Raw genomic sequence first — 15,203 nt, forward strand, 5'->3', positions numbered from 1 at the left:
CACACGTGCCCCGGATACTCGGGCCGCAGCCGGATGCACGATCCGTCATGGAGCCAGAGCCTTCCGCGCTTCGGCTGCTTTTGCGGCACCTTGAGCCCCTCGCGGCGCCAGATGCGCTCGACCCGCTTACGGTTCACATGCCACCCCGCATCGCGCAGCAGGGCGGTCACCCGGCGATAGCCGTAACGACCATATTGCCGGGCGAGAGCGATGATGTCCTCCGTCAGTGCGGCTTCGTCGTCCGCCCCGCGTGGCGCCTTGCGCTGCGTCGATCGATGCTGCCCGAGCACACGGCACACCCGCCGCTCGGAGACAGCCATGATCCCTCGGATGTGGTCGACACAGCGGCGGCGCCTGGCGGGGCTCAATAGTTTCCCCGCGCCGCCTCCTGCAGGATCATTTTATCGAGCGTCAGATCCGACACCGCCTGCCGGAGCCGGGCGTTCTCTCGCTCGAGATCCTTCATCCGCCGTGCCTGATCCATCTTCAGCCCGCCGTACTCCTTGCGCCAGCGGTAATAGCTCTGTTCGGTGACGCCGATCCGCCGGCAGGCGTCGGCCACCGTCCCGCCCTGCGCCAACACGATCTCCGCCTCACGCAGCTTGCCGATGATCTCCTCAGGCTTGTGCTTCCGAGCCATTCCATTCCTCCTTCGTGGTCAAGACTACGATAGTCGATGGGCCACTCAGAAGGGGGCAGATCAATTGCCCGGACCCACGCAGCTACTACATCGACGAGATCGAGGAACGGGTGCTCAGTCTTTTGCGGCGTGAACTTCAGCAGCCGAACGCGATCCGCGACTTCCTCGAAACATACGAGGCGGAAATGAAGCGGCTGCGGATGTCATCAACCACCCAACGGGCATCACTTGAAGCGGAATTGACGAAAGCGTCCGCACGAGCCGAGCGGCTCAATAATCTGCTCATGGATGGCCTTTGCGATCCCGTTCGCACCCAACCGGAACTGCGGGCCACGCTGGCGCATGAACGCGATCTACGGGAGCGGCTGGCGGCGATAGCAACTCCCAGCGTCGTCGTGCTTCATCCCGGCGCGCGTGAACGCTATCTCACTGCCGTTGCCCGCCTTCATGAAACACTTGGCGGCGATGGCGAAACCGAAGCAGCCAAGGTAGTGCGCGAGGTGATCGAGAAGGTCGTGCTCCACCCGGCTGGCGCGTCCCGCAACCGACACACGCCGCCGCCGAAGATCGAGATCATCGGCCGTCTTGAAGCCTTGATCGGCCAGCGCTTCCTGATGCCACCTGCTGTCGGGGGGATGAATGGTAGCGGAGGAGCGCTCTGGCTTGGAACAGACCCTTCGTCTCATCCGGCTGTAGCGAAGTTCCAGATTTTACAGCGCAAGGCGGCATCAACAGGGCGCAAAGCCACCGTCAATGCCAACGATCCATTTATGAAATTTCAGTTTTTTCAGGGGGCCTCCCGGTCTTATTCTGAACCGGACCAGAACTTGCCATGTGTGCATGCACCCATTTTACGGATGGGCGGCGTGAGAACGGCCGCCACCCAACCGAAAAGCGCTGAATTATCTGAAGAATGGCTTCGCTTCGACAGAATGCTTGGCGAAGTTGATTACATCCTGATTCACATAGCTGCCGTCCCGAACGTCGATCACCTTAAACGGGAGCGCGTCGAGATCTTTCCGCGCCACGTCAAAAGCCTCCATCGTCGAAATGTCAGCCCCAGCAGGGGGAGGCTCAACCGCTAACAGCACATTTCCTGGCGATATACGACGGCGGTCGAGAAGAAGACCTAATCGCCTGCGCCAATGAGCCCCATGATCGAGCACGCTCATGGGAGATTTCTGAGAGAACGCCAACGGTTTGATCGCTCTCAACTCCGCGCCTTGATATGCTAGCGGGAAACTTACGGGAACTACATCGTCATTCAGCTTCACAGACTTAAAGTAATTGATTCCTGCACGACGCAATTCACGCCGAATGTCTTTGACCAAAGACTCCTCGCGTGAATAAGTGACATTTTCCCTCTTAACAAACCTGTCGTAAAATTTCTCAACTATTTCCTCGAGGTCCATGTCATGTTCGGTAACTCGCGGATTGCTGAACAAAACACTCGATTCGCGGCGGCGAGTAACATCATTGAATATTGCCAACCCATCCATAGTAGAAAATGTCGGCAGGTATTCGGCGGCCCGACCTAACTCGATTTGCAAGTAAGAAATCACGTCATCATATGCATCGTATGCAAGCTGGTCAAAAAATTGACGAATGCGCGTAAACCGACGCGGGGCAAGTTTGTAGCCTATCTTGCCATCCATCACGCGCGTGACGATAACACCGATATTCGCGAACTCTTCCGTCTCAGCGAATGGCCGAAATCGGATTACGGAATATTTAAAGACGCTCACGCGAGTTCATCCCAAAATTCATTACCGCTAACGCGGTCAAGCGTTTCTAACGCATGATCGATCAAATCTGGTTCCTGCTCAAGCCACTCATCTGGCAAGCAATCCGCCACGACGTTCAGTTCGTCTTTAGCACGCAGCATACGCTCCCGAAGGCCGAATGAGAACTCTTTCCGCCGATCTAACGATCGCCATGATTGATGGCCAACATGAAGAGGTAGATCTGCCACAGCATATGTCGCTGAGAATGCTAAATTATGATCGATTACGACAAGCTCTTTTGTGGCTAAATTGACCAATAGATTAACATTACCACCATGGTCTGTCAGTGTCCTGTCGTCATTTCTAATCCAATGATCGAAAACATAGACGCTGGCAAGAAGTGAGGCGGGAAAGTCTTGGCGCATCACAATCAGAAAATCGCTGATCGGCTCTTTCCATAAGGAGGCGAAGCTTGGCTCACTGCCGATTCGACGGACGGTCGCATCGTAAGCACCTTGAGCAACCATTGCAGGTGACAGCGATGCGATTGCGAAGTCGGGTATTGGGAGACCGATTGAGCGCCCAAGGACTGCACAGAGAACCTCAGAAATTTTACCCCGAGCAAGCGCTCCCTTGCCTTTCACACAATACGTATTGTCATCATCGAGCACGCATAAAACAGGCTCGGTCATGCCGCTCTCAATGGGCCGGACAATCTCCGTGATGCGGTGATGATCTAAATCGAGGCTCATTAGGCCTCGCTAGCATCGATTGATACGGTCCGGGAGGTCTCATGCCATCTAAATAGGATTTTGTTCTTCGAGCTTGACGTGGGGGGGGTGCCGGAAAAAACGTAACATACGTAACCTTGGCGCAAATCCGCCGTTTTTCGCGTAACCGAAAGCGTAACATCAAGGTAACGAGATTACATTTTCAGAATGTAACTTTTAGGATCACGAAACCCTAGGATTTCTGCGGCTGTTACATTTTCAGGCGGGAAAGGTTGCAGCCGATTACACCGCCGACGTAATCCGAAAAACGCCGGCTTTCTGCGGGTTTCAGGCCGGAGTATCGTTCGCGATTACAGATGTTACGCTTTCCCGCCCCCTCCCTCAGCAGTCCACGCCTCCAACAAGCATTTTCTCGATCGACGACCGCTTCTTGATAGGCATGTCAGCTGCATCAAAGTGCATCAGCCCCCGCCCCCTCGCCATCGCCACCCGGCCTAGGAAGCCAGCCATTTTCCCAGCTGCGCCGATGTGCATCAAAACCGACACGAAAAGTGCGCGGGCGAGGCGGGGGGAAAAGCGCGCTTTGAGGGGGTGCCACTCCGTGTCGCGGCCGCGCAATATTGTTACCTCACCGAAGCTGCGAGGTCGAACAGCGTCGGACGATTGACGGGTCGTCGAGCCGGGCGCACGATGCCCACATGTGCAACTTGTACCGGATGACAGCGCCTGCGGAGGCGGTCGCGGGATTGTTCCGAGCGAGTACCGGAACCGCGCCGAACTTCGCGGCCGAGGTCTACCCCGGCTATCCCGGCCTTGTCGTTGCCGATGGCGCAATCCGAGCCATGAACTGGGGTTTCCCCCTCGTGCTCAAGAGCAAGAAGACCGGCGCGCCGCTCAAGCCAAAGCCGGTGAACAACACCCGCGAGGACAAGCTGCACACCGGCTTCTGGATCGACAGCTTCCGCAAACGGCGGTGCCTGATCCCTGTCACCGCCTGGGCAGAGGCCGAGGGCACGAAAGGCGCGATGACGCGGACGTGGTACTCGCTGCCCGATCAGGATCTATTCGCCGTCGCGGGCGTGTGGCGCCCTACCGCCGAGTGGGGCGACGCCTACTCCATGGTCATGGTGGATGGATGCGAGCAGATGGCCGACGTGCATGACCGCATGCCGACCATTCTCGCCCGAGAGAATTGGGAACGCTGGACAAACGGCGATCCGGACGAGGCCTTCGCGCTGTGCCGCATCTATGACGCCCCGCTGGTGGTCGATCGCACGGACGATCCTTGGTTCAAGAGAGCCAGCCCACCACCTGCCCCACAAACGCCGTCGCCATCAGCAACGCTACTATGATCATCTCGGCCTGTTTCAGCATTGGCCGCTGATCGTCTGCGATCGGCCGGTAGGCAACGCCGGATGGATCCATGCTGGACCCAACAACCGGACGCGCCTCAATAGCTCAGCCAATCGAGTTCCGCCTCGTCCAACGCCTCGAACATATCGCCTTCCGCCTGGCCGACACGCAGGCGCTGACGGACTGCCTCAGGATCACCGTCCTTGGGAAAGCCGCGATCGGCCATGGCACACTTGGCCAGTTCGCCGACCAGCCCTCCGCGCCCAACCTGCATGAGCAACCAGCGGCCGAATGCCCCGCGCTCTGCGGGCGATGCCGTGCGCCCACTTGGCCGCAGGCGCGGATCGGGTGGTGCAGGCACGAAAGCCCGGTAATCTGGCCCTTTCGTGAAATCGAGAAAGGAGCCCCTGCCCCCGGCGATCCTGCTGACTTCCCTACGTAAGTCGTCGAGCGTTGGCGTGGTGGGCTTCTGTTCCATGGCAATCCTCGCTGTCGAATCGGTAGCGGAAGCCTATCATGTTCTCTATATGTTCGCACCATGAGTCGGCGCTTGCGAGCGCGCAGGAGGACAACAGATGGAACAAATCAAGGAAATCCGCCGGGCGGTGGCGAAGGCGCTGGAGACACGAGGTCTCGATAACCGGGAGTTCCTGCGGCAGATCCGCGCAGGAGAGCAGGACGACGGCCCTTACATGACCGGCGCGCTCGCCTGTGCTGCGATGATGACGAAGCAGCCCGCGCGCAGCTGATGCCGTGCGCTATGTAGATGGCCTGCGGATCCCAACGCTGCTTTTCGAGGCCGCTGCCTGGCAATACTCGATCAAGGTTACATGCGCGTGCGGACGATCGGCGGTCTTCGATCCCCACGCGCTGTGGCATCGGTTCCAGCGCTCCCGGTGGGACGAGACCTTCGCTAAGGCGCGCGATCGCTTCTATTGCCGTGAGTGCTGGCGCACAAAATGCCGCAAGCTGCGGCCGGTGAAGTTCGAGACCTGCCGCGAAGAGCCGACCGTGCGCCTGCCGATGCCGGACGAGCGGGAATGGAAACGCGCGATCAATCGATTCCGAGGGTAGGCACGTCTCAGGCTTGGGTCATGATCGCGGCCAGCCCGCAAGTCACCGCGATCGGACCAATCCAGTCGAGCCATTGATCGAGTTTCGGCCAAACACGCATATCGAATACACCCCACCATGGCAGGTTCCGGCGAAGGCCGCCGCCGAACCGCTCGATCCAGCGGTACTCCGCCTGCGCAGCTTCCCGCCCGATGAAGTAGGCCGACGCAATCAAGGCACCGGCCCACCAATTATGAAATGCCAGACCGATCGCCACCTGAAGAACCAGCGCCATGGCTGGGTGCTGAAGATATTGCATGATGGCATAACCTGTCGAAGAGCAGGAGGATCCGGGCGATCAGGCGACTGCCTTCACCCGCTTCCTAAAGCGCACGACCTCGGCGCCCACGGCATCGTTCAATTCCAGAAACACCGACTGCAGCGGCTCGATCTCCAGTTCGAAGAACGCATCGGTCGCCTTCGTCACATCCCCGAAGCCCCCGGCATTGGCGGGCACAATGCCCAGCAGCTGGGGCGGCACTCGGTGCGCGGCCAGTACGTCGTCGCGCGTCGTGTTCTTGATCCCGAGAAACTCGTCCTTTGCGCCCGCCTCCGCAATCGACTTGATCTGGATCCCGGTATCCTTGCCGTTCGGCGAGTGGACGAACAGGTTTCGGAAATTCCCCGGCCCCTTCGATCGCTTCAGGGCATCGCGCATCTTGTCGACGTCGCCATCGGCAAACTCGCCGGTCACGTACATGATGTAGCCCGCGTGACTGCCGTTCTCGTAATAGCGACGGCGGAACAGCGTCGCGTTCTCGTTCAGCAGCGCCGACTGCAAGGCCGAGAGGTATTCCGGCAGGCCGTAAATTTCCTGATTCACGTCCGGCGCGATCAGCTGGTGAACCGTGCCCGGCGCGAACTCGACCTCGGGCTGATGGCCAGGCACCCACCAGAAATGCCCCGGCTCGACGCCGCGCCGGGTGTACTTGGCAAGCGCGTGGTCGAGTCGCAGCAGCCCGCCCAGGCGGTTGCGGGCCTCCTGCGCATAGGCGTTGCCCATCACCAGATAGTCCTGCGCCATGCCCTTGAATGCCGCGCGGCTGAGCCACTGGGTCGGTTCGAGGCTGGCGGCCAGCATGTTGCGCTTGAGGATGATCGCGCTGGAATGGTGCGGCGAGGCGCGGAACGCGCGGGCAAGGCCATGCAACGAGATCGGCGGCTCGTACCACCGCTGGTTGTGGTAGCATTCCAGCATGTCGAGCATCGTCGCCCGGCTGAGCACCGGCTCGGGATCCCCGAAGGTGAAGGCCTGCAATTCGCCGCGGTTGTCGTTGGCGGAGACGATCGCGCCTTGCGATGCCTCCGCCACTTCCTGTCGGCTCATATGGCGGGCACGGTTACGCTTGCTCATTCGATAATCTCCATCGTGCCCTTAGGCTTTTCCTTGCCGTCCAGCGGCTCATTCATGAGGATGTGCATGGTCGCCCAAGCCAAGTCGGCATGGCCATCGTCACCGCCGCGCCCGGCCTTAAAGGTCACGTTGCGCCCGCTGGTGGTCAGCGTCTTCTTGATCGAAACGAAGGCCGATACGATGTCGAGATAGCTGCTATCGAACGCCAGGCGCCCGCGCCGGATCACGTTCTGCGCTTTCATGATCATGCCCGCCTTCACTTCCAGCGAGTATTCGATCTTGGCGACGGAACAGCCGGGCAGCGCGCCGGACTTAGCCAACAGCTGATAGACACCGGCGCCAACACCAGTCGCGTCAACGCCGAGGTACGTGCAGTTGTACCGGCCCAGCATGGCCTGGATGAATGCCGCCTGCTCTTCGAAGTCCTGGCCGCGCAGCGGGTGGCGTTCGAGGATACGGAACGTCCCGCCCTCCGACAGGGGCGGCGCCGCGATCACCAGCCCCGCGTTGTCGCCATTCTCACTCGACTGCGGATCATAGCCCGCCCAGACCACGCGATTGCCATAGGGCCGCGCGGCCTCCGGGTTGAAGTCCTCCCATTCGACTAGGCTGTCGCAGCCGCAGGCGATCAGATCGTTGAACTTGAAGGCGGACAGGCTGTCGTCGACGAACTCGCACATGTAGAGGTTCGCGAACTCGTCGGCGGCGTATTCGTCCTCAAGCTCTTCGATATCGAACAGGTCGCAGCCTGCGAGGTCCGCGTCGCGGATGTTGACGATGTGGCGCCACACCCGATCCGGCCCGACGTTGCCAGCGGCAAGCGCCGCGTGGCTGACGTCGATCTCGATCCGGTCGGCCTTCTTCCGGCGCTTGTTGCGCCGCTCGCCGGTCCAGTACGGGTAGGCCGGGTGCGCGATGGTCGATGGCGTGGAGAAGTAGGTTTTCCGCCACTTCTTGTGCGTCGCCATACCTGAGGCGACCTTGTTCAATTCCTCGAATGAGTGGACCCAGAAGAATTCGTCGAAGTAGAAGTTGCCGCTACGGCCCTGCGCGGTGCGGAAGTTGGTGCCGAGGAAGTGCAGTTCGGCCCCGGCCTCTTCCGGCGGGCGCAGGTCGGACGTGATAACCATCGGGTCGCCCGCCAGCGATACGCCCACCAGCTTGGCGAAGCTGACGATGTAGGAGCGGAACTGGTGGGCCTGCGCCTTCGAGGCCGACAGGAAGATCTGGTTACGCCCGGTCTCGATCGCGTCCATCAGCGCTTCGAAGGCGAAGAAGTAGGTCGCGCCGATCTGGCGCGACTTCAGGATCATGCGGGTGCGCTGATCCTTCTCCTTCCACCAGCGCAGCTGATAGTCGAAGCACCCGTCGAGGAAGATGCGCTTGAGTTCCTCGGCCTGCTCTTCGGTGAAATGGTTCTTCTTCGGCGCCTTGCGCGGCCCGGCGTTGCGATTGCCGACCTTCTCGTTGAGGTCACCGCTATGGCCGCCCGGCTGTTCGAAGCGGCGGACGCGGGCGAGGCTCTCGATCGAGCGGTTGAGCGCATCCATCTCGACGAGGTCCGCGCTGGTCTTTTTCTCCTTCGCGATCAGCGTCAGCAGCCGGATCTCGATGCCGTCCTCGATCTTCTTGATCGACGGCGCCTCGTCCCACTTGTCGCGTTGGCGCCACGATTCGATCGTCGGGCGCGGGATCGGTTTGCCCTGATCGTTCGTCACGCCGTGCAGTGCGAACTCGTCGGCGATCTGCGTCACGCCCCACCCGCGCCAGTAGAGGCTGCGCGCATGGCGACGCGGATCGAACTTCCATGCGGAAGCCAGCGGGTCGGGCAGGGTCGCGTTCGTGCTCATGCCGGCGACCATGCCGCGCGTTTTCGCCGTCAATCACCGCTATCCATTTGGCCCAGCGGCAGACCAAATGGATGCCCTTGAGATGATGCGCCTCAGCGGTCCTTTTGGCCGGAACAACACCGCTGCCGAACCCGCCGCACCCTCAAGGAACCGGACCGATCATGGCCAAGAGCAAGTTTTTCCGCGTCGCCGTCGAAGGCGCAACCGTCGATGGCCGCACGATCGAACGTGTCTGGCTGGAACAGATGGCCGCCAACTACAACGCAGACACCTACACCGCTCGCATCAACTGCGAGCACATCGCGGGCTATAGCCCGGACAAGCCGTTCAACGCCTATGGCTCGGTCCTGTCGCTGAAGACCGAAGAGGTCGAACTGACCATCGGCGGCGAAAAGAAGACGCTGCTGGCGCTCTACGCCGAGATCGACGCCAACGATCAGCTGCTCGCAATCAACAAGGCAGGGCAGAAGCTGTTCACCAGCTGCGAAATCCATCCCTCCTTTGCCGACACCAAGGAAGCCTACCTTGTCGGCCTCGCGATTACCGATCAGCCCGCATCGCTCGGCACCGAACCGCTCAAGTTCGCGGCCATGTCGCGCCCGAACGTCTTCTCCACTGCGCACGAGACAATAATCGAAATCGAGCCGTCGCTCGACGGCGCGACCATCGCCGAAGCGACCAAGTCCGGCTTCATCGCCGCGTTCGCCACGCTCTTCAAGTCGGACAAGCCCAAGGAACCGGTCACCCCGCCTCCGGCTCCGGCACCCGCAAACGACAACGCGCCCGACATCGAACGCTTCGCTGCCGTCATGGGTGAACAGGTCGCACTGGCGGTCAAGCCCGCCAACGACGCGATTGCCGCCCTGCAGGCCGACTTCGCCGACCTCAAGTCCACCCTCGAAACCACCGAAGAGCCGGGCAACTTCACGCGCTCTCCGGCGACCGGCGGCAGCGGCAACGCCCAGTACCTCACCGACTGCTGATCAGCCCCGCCAGCCCCCGCCACCCACCGGAGTATCTTTCCCATGCAGACTTCCACCCGCCTGCTGCTCAATGCCTTCGTCGCGCAGGTCGCGAAGCTCAACGGCCTGCCGCAGGAATTCACCGCCACCCCCGGCAAGCTCGACAAGTTCAACGTCTCGCCCGCCATCGAGCAGAAGCTGCAGGCCAAGCTGCGCACGATCAGCGATTTCATGTCGCGCATCAACGTAATGCCCGTGGTCAACCAGCAGGGTAGCCGCGTCAGCGTCGGCGTGAAGCGCTCGATGGCAAGCCGCACCAATCGCGCCGCCGGAAATCGTCGTTTGCCGCAGGACATCACCGGCTCCGATCAGATCGACCAGTACCTCTGCAAGAAGACCGACTTCGACTACGCCTGGTCTTACGAAACGCTTGATGCCTGGGCGCACATGCCCGAATTCCAGCAGCTGTGCCGCGATGCCGTGCTCGCCCAGAAGGCCGAGGACATCATGTGCATCGGCTTCAACGGCGTCGATGCCGCCGTTGAGACCGACCGCGAGGAATTCCCGCTGCTGCAGGACGTCAACTACGGTTGGCTCCACAAGATCCGCACCTATGCCTCGAGCCGCGTCATGGCGCACGGCGCCCTGGACAACGCCAATATCTACGTCTCGGACACTGGCTCCGCCGACTACTCGAACCTCGACGCGCTGGTCTTCGATGCCATCCAGACCCTGATCCACGAACGCTACCGCACCGCGACGGACCTTGTCGTGATGGTCGGCGGTGACCTCGTCCACGACAAATATTTCAAGATCGTCGAGGAAGCCGGTAACACCGCCACTGAGCAGGTCGCGCGCGACGTCCTGATGTCGAGCCGGCAGCTGGGCGGCAAGCCGACGGTGCAGGTGCCGTTCTTCCCCGCTGGCAGCATCCTCGTCACCAGCTTCAAGAACCTGTCCTACTACTGGCAGATCGGCACCGCGCGCCGCGCCATCCAGGACAATCCGGCGCTCGATCAGATCGATAACTTCGAGAGCATCAACGACGCCTTCATGGTCGAGGAATACGGCAAGTGCGCCCTCCTCGAAAACATCAAGATTGGTCCGAAGGCGTAAGCCTTCGGCCATCGCCCGCCCTCATCGAGCAGGAACGACATCATGACACCCGCACGTCTCCATCGGGAGCGCATGGCTGCCCTTGCTGCCGCCGCCGTTGACCCGAAGCAGGTTGTTTCCTCCGATAAGGGCGGGCAACCCTCTCCCGCGCCTGCCGACCGCACGCCCGCGATGATCTATCGCGAGCGGGCGGCGGCAACCGCCATTGTCTCTGCGCCCGAAGGCGCTGTCACGGCGGAAAACCGTATCGCCGCCGAGATCGCGCTGCGTTTCACCCATGACCTGCGCCGCCTTAAGGAAATCCGCTCGATCGACCGGAAGATCGAGGCCAAGCGCGAAATGCTGCCCGACTACGCGGCATGGATCGAAGGCCTGCTCGCCGCCGACGCGGGTGCCGGTAACGGCACCGTGGCCGAAGTCCTGCCTACCTGCATGGTCTGGTTCATCGACATCGGCGAATTCGACCAGGCGCTCGATCTCGTGCCTTTCATCTTCCGCCACAACGTCGCGATGCCCGCGCGTTACCAGCGCGACGCGGCGACGATCGTCGTCGAGGAAATCGCAGAAGCCGCGCTCAAGCAGCAGAACGCGGGCAAGGCCTTCCCGCTCGACGTCCTCACCCGCACCGGCGAACTCACCGACGATCTCGACATCCACGACGAGGTCCGTGCCAAGCTGCTCAAAGCGATCGGCATCGAACAGCTGCGCGTGTGTGAGGGCATGGTAGCCGAGGATTCCGCCGAAGGCCTGGCCGCTACCATCGCCACCTTCCGCGAAGCCCAACGGCTGCACGATCGCATCGGCGTGAAGGATCGCGTCAAGCGCGCGGAAAAGCTGCTGGCTGCTGTTACCGCCGCCGCGCCCCCCGCCGACACCGGCGGCATTCCTGCCGCGTAACAAGCTCGCCCCCGGCGCTCAGGGGCGGATCGCGCGCTGCGGGAGGCTATCGAGCCGTAGGGCCGCCAGCTGACCCGATCCCCACCCCTGTTAGCCGGGCGGGCCGACATGAGGATCCATGACTTTCATCGCCACCCCTCCCAGCGCCGCGATCGAGGATCCTCCCGCCGCCGAAGGCGTGATCACCAATGACGGCTTCTTCCCCGACATCACGCCCGCCACCGTCCGCGCAGATGCCCGCATTTCCGCGAACGTCACCGCGCCTCGGCTGCGGGCGGCGATCCTGGGCGCCATCATGTCGGTGGAGCACGACCTGCGCGCCTACGCCGCGCGGTCGATTGCCGCCGGGTACGCCACGCTCGCCGATGTGCCGTCGCCCCAGCTTGACGGCCAAAGCCAGCAGCTGATCCGCTATCAGCGCGCCGTCAGCCTCTACGCCAAGGCCGAACTGGTCGAGCGCTACCGTGACTTCGATACGACCAGCGCGGGCGGCAACCAGGCGGACGATCTCACGCCCTCGATCGGCGAACTGCGCCGAGATGCCCTGCATGCCGTGCGCGACATCCTCGGCGCATCGCGCACCACGGTGGATCTGATCTGATGGCCGCCGCGCAGAGCCTCCGGTCCAAACAGGGCGACACGCTCGATCAGCTGCTCTGGCGCGAAGCCGGGCTGGGACCGGGCGAACTGACGCGCGTGCTCGATGCCAACCCCGGCCTTGCCGACAGCGCAAAGGTGCTGCCGCTCGGCACCGTCGTCCTGATCCCGGCGACCGCGACGACCTCCACCAGCGCGAACCGCGTGCTGCCCCTCATCCAGCTTTGGAGCTGACACATGGAACTGCGCCCCGTTCTCGAAACCGCGGCTGAATTTCTTGGCTCGCTTTCGCCCTCGCTGATCGGCTCGGCCGTCGCCCAGGCATGGAAGCCCGGCCTCTCCTACCGCCAGCGCTTCGCCCAGTGGGCGATCGGTTCGACGGTCAGCTATTACGCCACGCTGGCCATCGTCGCGCTCACCGGATGGGGCGGCCTCGTCTCCCAGTCGATCGGCTTCGGCATCGCCCTGCTCGCCTACGACGCCACGCCCAAGCTGGCCAAGGCCGCGATCGACACGCTCGCCAGCCTCCCGGCCCGCCTCGCCGACCGCTTCCTCCCCAAGAAGGACTGACCCGATGACCGCCAAGCCGCGCCGCGCGCTCGCCAATCCTGCCGCCTTCTTCGCTTCACTCCGCTCGATCACCGGCGGCCTCGATCAGAAGCAGGTGAACATCGTCAACGCCATCATGGCATCCGCCGCCGCATGGCCGGTGGGCTGGCTGGCCTATGCACTCGCCACCACCTGGCACGAGGCCCGCTTCACCCCGCAGCGCGAATGGGGCCTCGGCAAAGGCAGGCCCTACGCCGCCCCCGGCAAGTACGGTCAGCCGCAGTACGGACGCGGCCTCGTCCAGCTGACGTGGGACCGCAATTACGAGTGGGCGGACAAGGCGCTCGGCCTCAAGGGCACCCTGCTCAAGAACTTCGATCTCGCCCTCGATCCCGTCCTGTCGGTGCGGATCCTCATCAAGGGTATGGAGGAAGGCGCGTTCACCGGGCGTAGCCTCAGCCGCTATATCTCCGACACCGGCACCCACGAACAGTTCGTGCAGGCCCGCCGAATCATCAACGGCACCGACCGCGCCGACGACATCGCCGACATCGCCGACAAGATTCAGGCCGCGCTGATCAGGGGCGGATGGGCGTGAGCCTCGGCCTCTCCCACGTCATCCTTGCCGGGGCGCTCACCGCGAGCGCTGCCGGTATCGGCGGTTTCTTCTACGGCACGGGCGTCGGCGCCGCACAGGAACAGGCCGCCCAGAAGCGGGCCCACGATGCCGCGCGCGCTGAGCGCGACCGGCTGCAAGGCCAGATCGACGCCTCCACCGAGCGCAGTCAGACCGCCGAATATGCCCGGCAGACCAACGTCAGGGAAATTTACCATGAAAGCCAGAAGGTCATTGAGCGGCCCGTGTATCGCAATGTCTGCGTTGATGCTGATGGCGTCGGGCTGCTCGACCGCGCCGCATCGGTCGCCAATGGCGAGAGTGTCGCCAGCGCTGCTGGCACCGCCCCCGGCGCTGCCGAAGGTGCAGCGCGGTAGCACCGGCGAGATGACCGGCGCCGACGCGCATGCCAGCCTAACCGCGCTCTACGACGTCGCCGGGCAGATCCGCGCGGCCTTCATCGAATTGCAGGGGCAGGTTCGCGCCATGCAGACGCCCGGCACGGGAGGCACCGATGCGCAAGGCAAATGATCTGCGGCGCTGGCTCACGGCCTATCTGCCGGACCTGAAGAAGAACCCGGAGAATCTCAGCATCTACATCGACGCGGGCCAGATCAACGCCCGCCGGTCGAAGACGCTGTCGTTCTCCTACAGCTACGCGCTCAAGGTCACGATCTTCGACTTCGCCGCCGATCCCGACACGCTGATGGTCCCGATCCTGGCATGGATCGAGAAGGAACAGCCGCAGTTGTTGCAGCGCGCCGACAGCCGGCCCTTCGGCTTCGAGGCACAGCCGCTCGACACCGAGAAGTTCGATATCGAGATCTCGATCGACCTGACCGAGCCGGTACTCGTGATTCCTCGTCCGGACGGCAGCGGCTACGATGTAGACCATATCCCCGAACCCAAATTCCCCGACAGCTTCGCGGGTGTCCATGCCTCGTTCCTGCAGGGCTTCGGCAATACCGAACTGCTGGTGGAGACCGAGGATCCTGAAGCCGTGCTCACGCCTGCCGTACCGCCCGCCGCATGAGCGACGATCTCGCCGAACTGGAGCGGGTAGCTGGCGCGCTCCTGCGCAGCCTGTCGGCGGCCGAGCAGCGCGGCCTGATGCGGCGCATGGGCCGCGACCTTGCCGCCAGTCAGCGCCGCCGCATCGCCGCCCAGCAGCAGCCGGACGGCAGCGCCTTCGAAGCGCGGCGGGAGAAGGCACCCGCGCAGCCGGGGCGCGGCCCGGCCTGCTTCCTCTATCCGGCGGGTGGCGGCGGTGAACCCCGCCGCGTCCTGATGAAGAGTTTCACATGGGGCAGCGGCCACATGCTGACCGGCTTCGACATCGAGGCCGGTGCCATCCGCTCGTTCGAGCGCGACAAGATCGTGAAATGGCTCCCGGTACCCGAGGAGCATCGCGGCGGCAGCGCCGCGCGGAAACGCCCCGCCCGCATCCGCCGCCGCGCGATGTTCCGCCGCTTGGCCACAGCGCCATTCCTGCGAAGCGGCGTGGACGATCAGGGCGTCTGGGTCGGCTTCACCGGCAAGGTCGCCCAGATCGCCAGCGTTCATCAGTATGGATTGCGAGACAAGCCCTCGCTGCGGGCGAAGGCTGTACCATACCCCAAGCGCGAACTGCTGGGCGTGACGACGGCAGATTGCGAGAACTTGCTGGCTTTACTCTTCGCTCATTTAGATCCCGCATAGCTC

Annotated in this window: 19 protein-coding genes and 2 pseudogenes; 14 read left to right on the plus strand and 7 right to left on the minus strand. The window is 62.7% G+C overall.

What is annotated here, in order from left to right:
* Positions 1-640 (minus strand): annotated as a pseudogene (locus tag L284_RS47640) (IS3 family transposase); the annotation flags it as partial.
* Positions 641-654: 14 nt separating this feature from the next.
* Here L284_RS47640 and L284_RS48855 point away from each other — a divergent pair.
* On the plus strand, positions 655-1,725 hold the full coding sequence (locus L284_RS48855; RefSeq protein ID WP_235054547.1) for a hypothetical protein: 1,071 nt from the start codon (positions 655-657) through the stop codon (positions 1,723-1,725).
* Positions 1,726-2,019: 294 nt separating this feature from the next.
* On the opposite strand, the pseudogene L284_RS49115 reads toward L284_RS48855, so the two are convergent.
* Together L284_RS49115 and L284_RS48075 are read right to left on the minus strand one after the other, a co-directional pair.
* Positions 2,020-2,385 (minus strand): annotated as a pseudogene (locus L284_RS49115) (DUF3037 domain-containing protein); the annotation flags it as partial.
* The gene (locus L284_RS48075; RefSeq protein WP_152524742.1) at positions 2,382-3,116 is read right to left on the minus strand and encodes a HipA family kinase; all 735 of its coding nucleotides are present in this window, start codon (positions 3,114-3,116) and stop codon (positions 2,382-2,384) included. The gene L284_RS48075 and the pseudogene L284_RS49115, both read right to left, overlap by 4 nt.
* A 677-nt stretch (positions 3,117-3,793) precedes the next feature.
* Between L284_RS48075 and L284_RS42445 the strand changes: the two genes are divergently transcribed.
* Positions 3,794-4,447 (plus strand): SOS response-associated peptidase, encoded by a 654-nt coding sequence (locus L284_RS42445; protein WP_021235500.1) that lies wholly within the window; start codon positions 3,794-3,796, stop codon positions 4,445-4,447.
* Positions 4,448-4,545: 98 nt separating this feature from the next.
* On the opposite strand, the gene L284_RS48860 is transcribed toward L284_RS42445, so the two are convergent.
* A complete protein-coding gene (locus tag L284_RS48860; RefSeq protein ID WP_235054549.1) occupies positions 4,546-4,926 on the minus strand; it encodes a hypothetical protein in 381 nt (126 codons plus the stop codon).
* Positions 4,927-5,023: 97 nt separating this feature from the next.
* On the opposite strand from L284_RS48860, the gene L284_RS48425 reads away from it, so the two are divergent.
* Complete coding sequence (locus L284_RS48425; RefSeq protein WP_021235502.1) at positions 5,024-5,197, plus strand: hypothetical protein; 174 nt, start codon at positions 5,024-5,026, stop codon at positions 5,195-5,197.
* 332 nt (positions 5,198-5,529) lie between these two features.
* Here L284_RS48425 and L284_RS42455 read toward each other — a convergent pair whose 3' ends face one another.
* Genes L284_RS42455 through L284_RS42465 form a run of 3 tightly spaced genes read right to left on the minus strand, consistent with a single transcriptional unit; the run spans position 5,530 to position 8,798 of the window.
* Entirely contained in the window at positions 5,530-5,820 is a 291-nt protein-coding gene (locus L284_RS42455) for a hypothetical protein (RefSeq protein ID WP_031342916.1), read from the minus strand.
* Positions 5,821-5,859: 39 nt separating this feature from the next.
* Positions 5,860-6,915 carry a phage portal protein gene (locus L284_RS42460; RefSeq protein WP_031342917.1) on the minus strand — a complete coding sequence of 352 codons (1,056 nt, stop codon included), beginning with the start codon at positions 6,913-6,915 and terminating at the stop codon, positions 5,860-5,862.
* Positions 6,912-8,798, minus strand: a complete 1,887-nt coding sequence (locus L284_RS42465) for a terminase large subunit domain-containing protein (RefSeq protein ID WP_021235506.1) — start codon at positions 8,796-8,798, stop codon at positions 6,912-6,914. Before L284_RS42465 ends, L284_RS42460 begins: the two co-directional genes overlap by 4 nt.
* Positions 8,799-8,926: 128 nt before the next feature.
* On the opposite strand from L284_RS42465, the gene L284_RS42470 reads away from it, so the two are divergent.
* From L284_RS42470 to L284_RS42515, 11 genes are all read left to right on the plus strand, one after another.
* Positions 8,927-9,748, plus strand: a complete 822-nt coding sequence (locus tag L284_RS42470) for a GPO family capsid scaffolding protein (RefSeq protein ID WP_021235507.1) — start codon at positions 8,927-8,929, stop codon at positions 9,746-9,748.
* Positions 9,749-9,790: 42 nt separating this feature from the next.
* Positions 9,791-10,843, plus strand: coding sequence for a phage major capsid protein, P2 family (locus L284_RS42475; protein WP_021235508.1), 1,053 nt, complete (start codon positions 9,791-9,793; stop codon positions 10,841-10,843).
* 42 nt (positions 10,844-10,885) lie between these two features.
* A complete protein-coding gene (gene gpM / locus L284_RS42480; RefSeq protein WP_031342920.1) occupies positions 10,886-11,740 on the plus strand; it encodes a phage terminase small subunit in 855 nt (284 codons plus the stop codon).
* A 118-nt stretch (positions 11,741-11,858) separates the two neighbouring features.
* Positions 11,859-12,341, plus strand: a complete 483-nt coding sequence (locus L284_RS42485; RefSeq protein WP_021235510.1) for a head completion/stabilization protein — start codon at positions 11,859-11,861, stop codon at positions 12,339-12,341.
* Positions 12,341-12,571, plus strand: coding sequence for a tail protein X (locus tag L284_RS42490; protein WP_021235511.1), 231 nt, complete (start codon positions 12,341-12,343; stop codon positions 12,569-12,571). Before L284_RS42485 ends, L284_RS42490 begins: the two co-directional genes overlap by 1 nt.
* Positions 12,572-12,574: 3 nt before the next feature.
* Positions 12,575-12,907, plus strand: a complete 333-nt coding sequence (locus L284_RS42495) for a hypothetical protein (protein ID WP_021235512.1) — start codon at positions 12,575-12,577, stop codon at positions 12,905-12,907.
* A 4-nt stretch (positions 12,908-12,911) separates the two neighbouring features.
* Positions 12,912-13,484 (plus strand): hypothetical protein, encoded by a 573-nt coding sequence (locus tag L284_RS42500; protein ID WP_021235513.1) that lies wholly within the window; start codon positions 12,912-12,914, stop codon positions 13,482-13,484.
* The gene (locus tag L284_RS42505) at positions 13,475-13,879 is read left to right on the plus strand and encodes a hypothetical protein (RefSeq protein WP_021235514.1); all 405 of its coding nucleotides are present in this window, start codon (positions 13,475-13,477) and stop codon (positions 13,877-13,879) included. Before L284_RS42500 ends, L284_RS42505 begins: the two co-directional genes overlap by 10 nt.
* On the plus strand, positions 13,866-14,033 hold the full coding sequence (locus tag L284_RS0124750) for a hypothetical protein (RefSeq protein ID WP_021235515.1): 168 nt from the start codon (positions 13,866-13,868) through the stop codon (positions 14,031-14,033). Before L284_RS42505 ends, L284_RS0124750 begins: the two co-directional genes overlap by 14 nt.
* Complete coding sequence (locus tag L284_RS42510; protein WP_021235516.1) at positions 14,017-14,535, plus strand: phage tail protein; 519 nt, start codon at positions 14,017-14,019, stop codon at positions 14,533-14,535. The genes L284_RS0124750 and L284_RS42510 overlap by 17 nt, the downstream gene beginning before the upstream one ends.
* The gene (locus L284_RS42515; RefSeq protein ID WP_021235517.1) at positions 14,532-15,200 is read left to right on the plus strand and encodes a phage virion morphogenesis protein; all 669 of its coding nucleotides are present in this window, start codon (positions 14,532-14,534) and stop codon (positions 15,198-15,200) included. The genes L284_RS42510 and L284_RS42515 overlap by 4 nt, the downstream gene beginning before the upstream one ends.
* The last annotated feature ends 3 nt before the right edge of the window (positions 15,201-15,203 follow it).

It is taken from the genome of Novosphingobium lindaniclasticum LE124, assembly GCF_000445125.1.
GTDB lineage: Bacteria > Pseudomonadota > Alphaproteobacteria > Sphingomonadales > Sphingomonadaceae > Novosphingobium > Novosphingobium lindaniclasticum.

Bases quoted from the DNA above. Each gene is read 5' to 3' on its own strand.
- L284_RS42475 (WP_021235508.1), top strand. From the start codon at position 9,791: ATGCAGACTTCCACCCGCCTGCTGCTCAATGCCTTCGTCGCGCAGGTC.
- L284_RS42510 (WP_021235516.1), top strand. From the start codon at position 14,017: ATGCGCAAGGCAAATGATCTGCGGCGCTGGCTCACGGCCTATCTGCCG.
- L284_RS42470 (WP_021235507.1), top strand. From the start codon at position 8,927: ATGGCCAAGAGCAAGTTTTTCCGCGTCGCCGTCGAAGGCGCAACCGTC.
- L284_RS48425 (WP_021235502.1), top strand. From the start codon at position 5,024: ATGGAACAAATCAAGGAAATCCGCCGGGCGGTGGCGAAGGCGCTGGAG.
- L284_RS42500 (WP_021235513.1), top strand. From the start codon at position 12,912: ATGACCGCCAAGCCGCGCCGCGCGCTCGCCAATCCTGCCGCCTTCTTC.
- L284_RS42445 (WP_021235500.1), top strand. From the start codon at position 3,794: ATGTGCAACTTGTACCGGATGACAGCGCCTGCGGAGGCGGTCGCGGGA.
- L284_RS42485 (WP_021235510.1), top strand. From the start codon at position 11,859: ATGACTTTCATCGCCACCCCTCCCAGCGCCGCGATCGAGGATCCTCCC.
- L284_RS42490 (WP_021235511.1), top strand. From the start codon at position 12,341: ATGGCCGCCGCGCAGAGCCTCCGGTCCAAACAGGGCGACACGCTCGAT.
- L284_RS42495 (WP_021235512.1), top strand. From the start codon at position 12,575: ATGGAACTGCGCCCCGTTCTCGAAACCGCGGCTGAATTTCTTGGCTCG.
- L284_RS48860 (WP_235054549.1), bottom strand. From the start codon at position 4,926: ATGGAACAGAAGCCCACCACGCCAACGCTCGACGACTTACGTAGGGAA.
- L284_RS42460 (WP_031342917.1), bottom strand. From the start codon at position 6,915: ATGAGCAAGCGTAACCGTGCCCGCCATATGAGCCGACAGGAAGTGGCG.
- L284_RS42515 (WP_021235517.1), top strand. From the start codon at position 14,532: ATGAGCGACGATCTCGCCGAACTGGAGCGGGTAGCTGGCGCGCTCCTG.
- L284_RS42455 (WP_031342916.1), bottom strand. From the start codon at position 5,820: ATGCAATATCTTCAGCACCCAGCCATGGCGCTGGTTCTTCAGGTGGCG.
- L284_RS48075 (WP_152524742.1), bottom strand. From the start codon at position 3,116: ATGAGCCTCGATTTAGATCATCACCGCATCACGGAGATTGTCCGGCCC.
- gpM (WP_031342920.1), top strand. From the start codon at position 10,886: ATGACACCCGCACGTCTCCATCGGGAGCGCATGGCTGCCCTTGCTGCC.
- L284_RS42505 (WP_021235514.1), top strand. From the start codon at position 13,475: ATGGGCGTGAGCCTCGGCCTCTCCCACGTCATCCTTGCCGGGGCGCTC.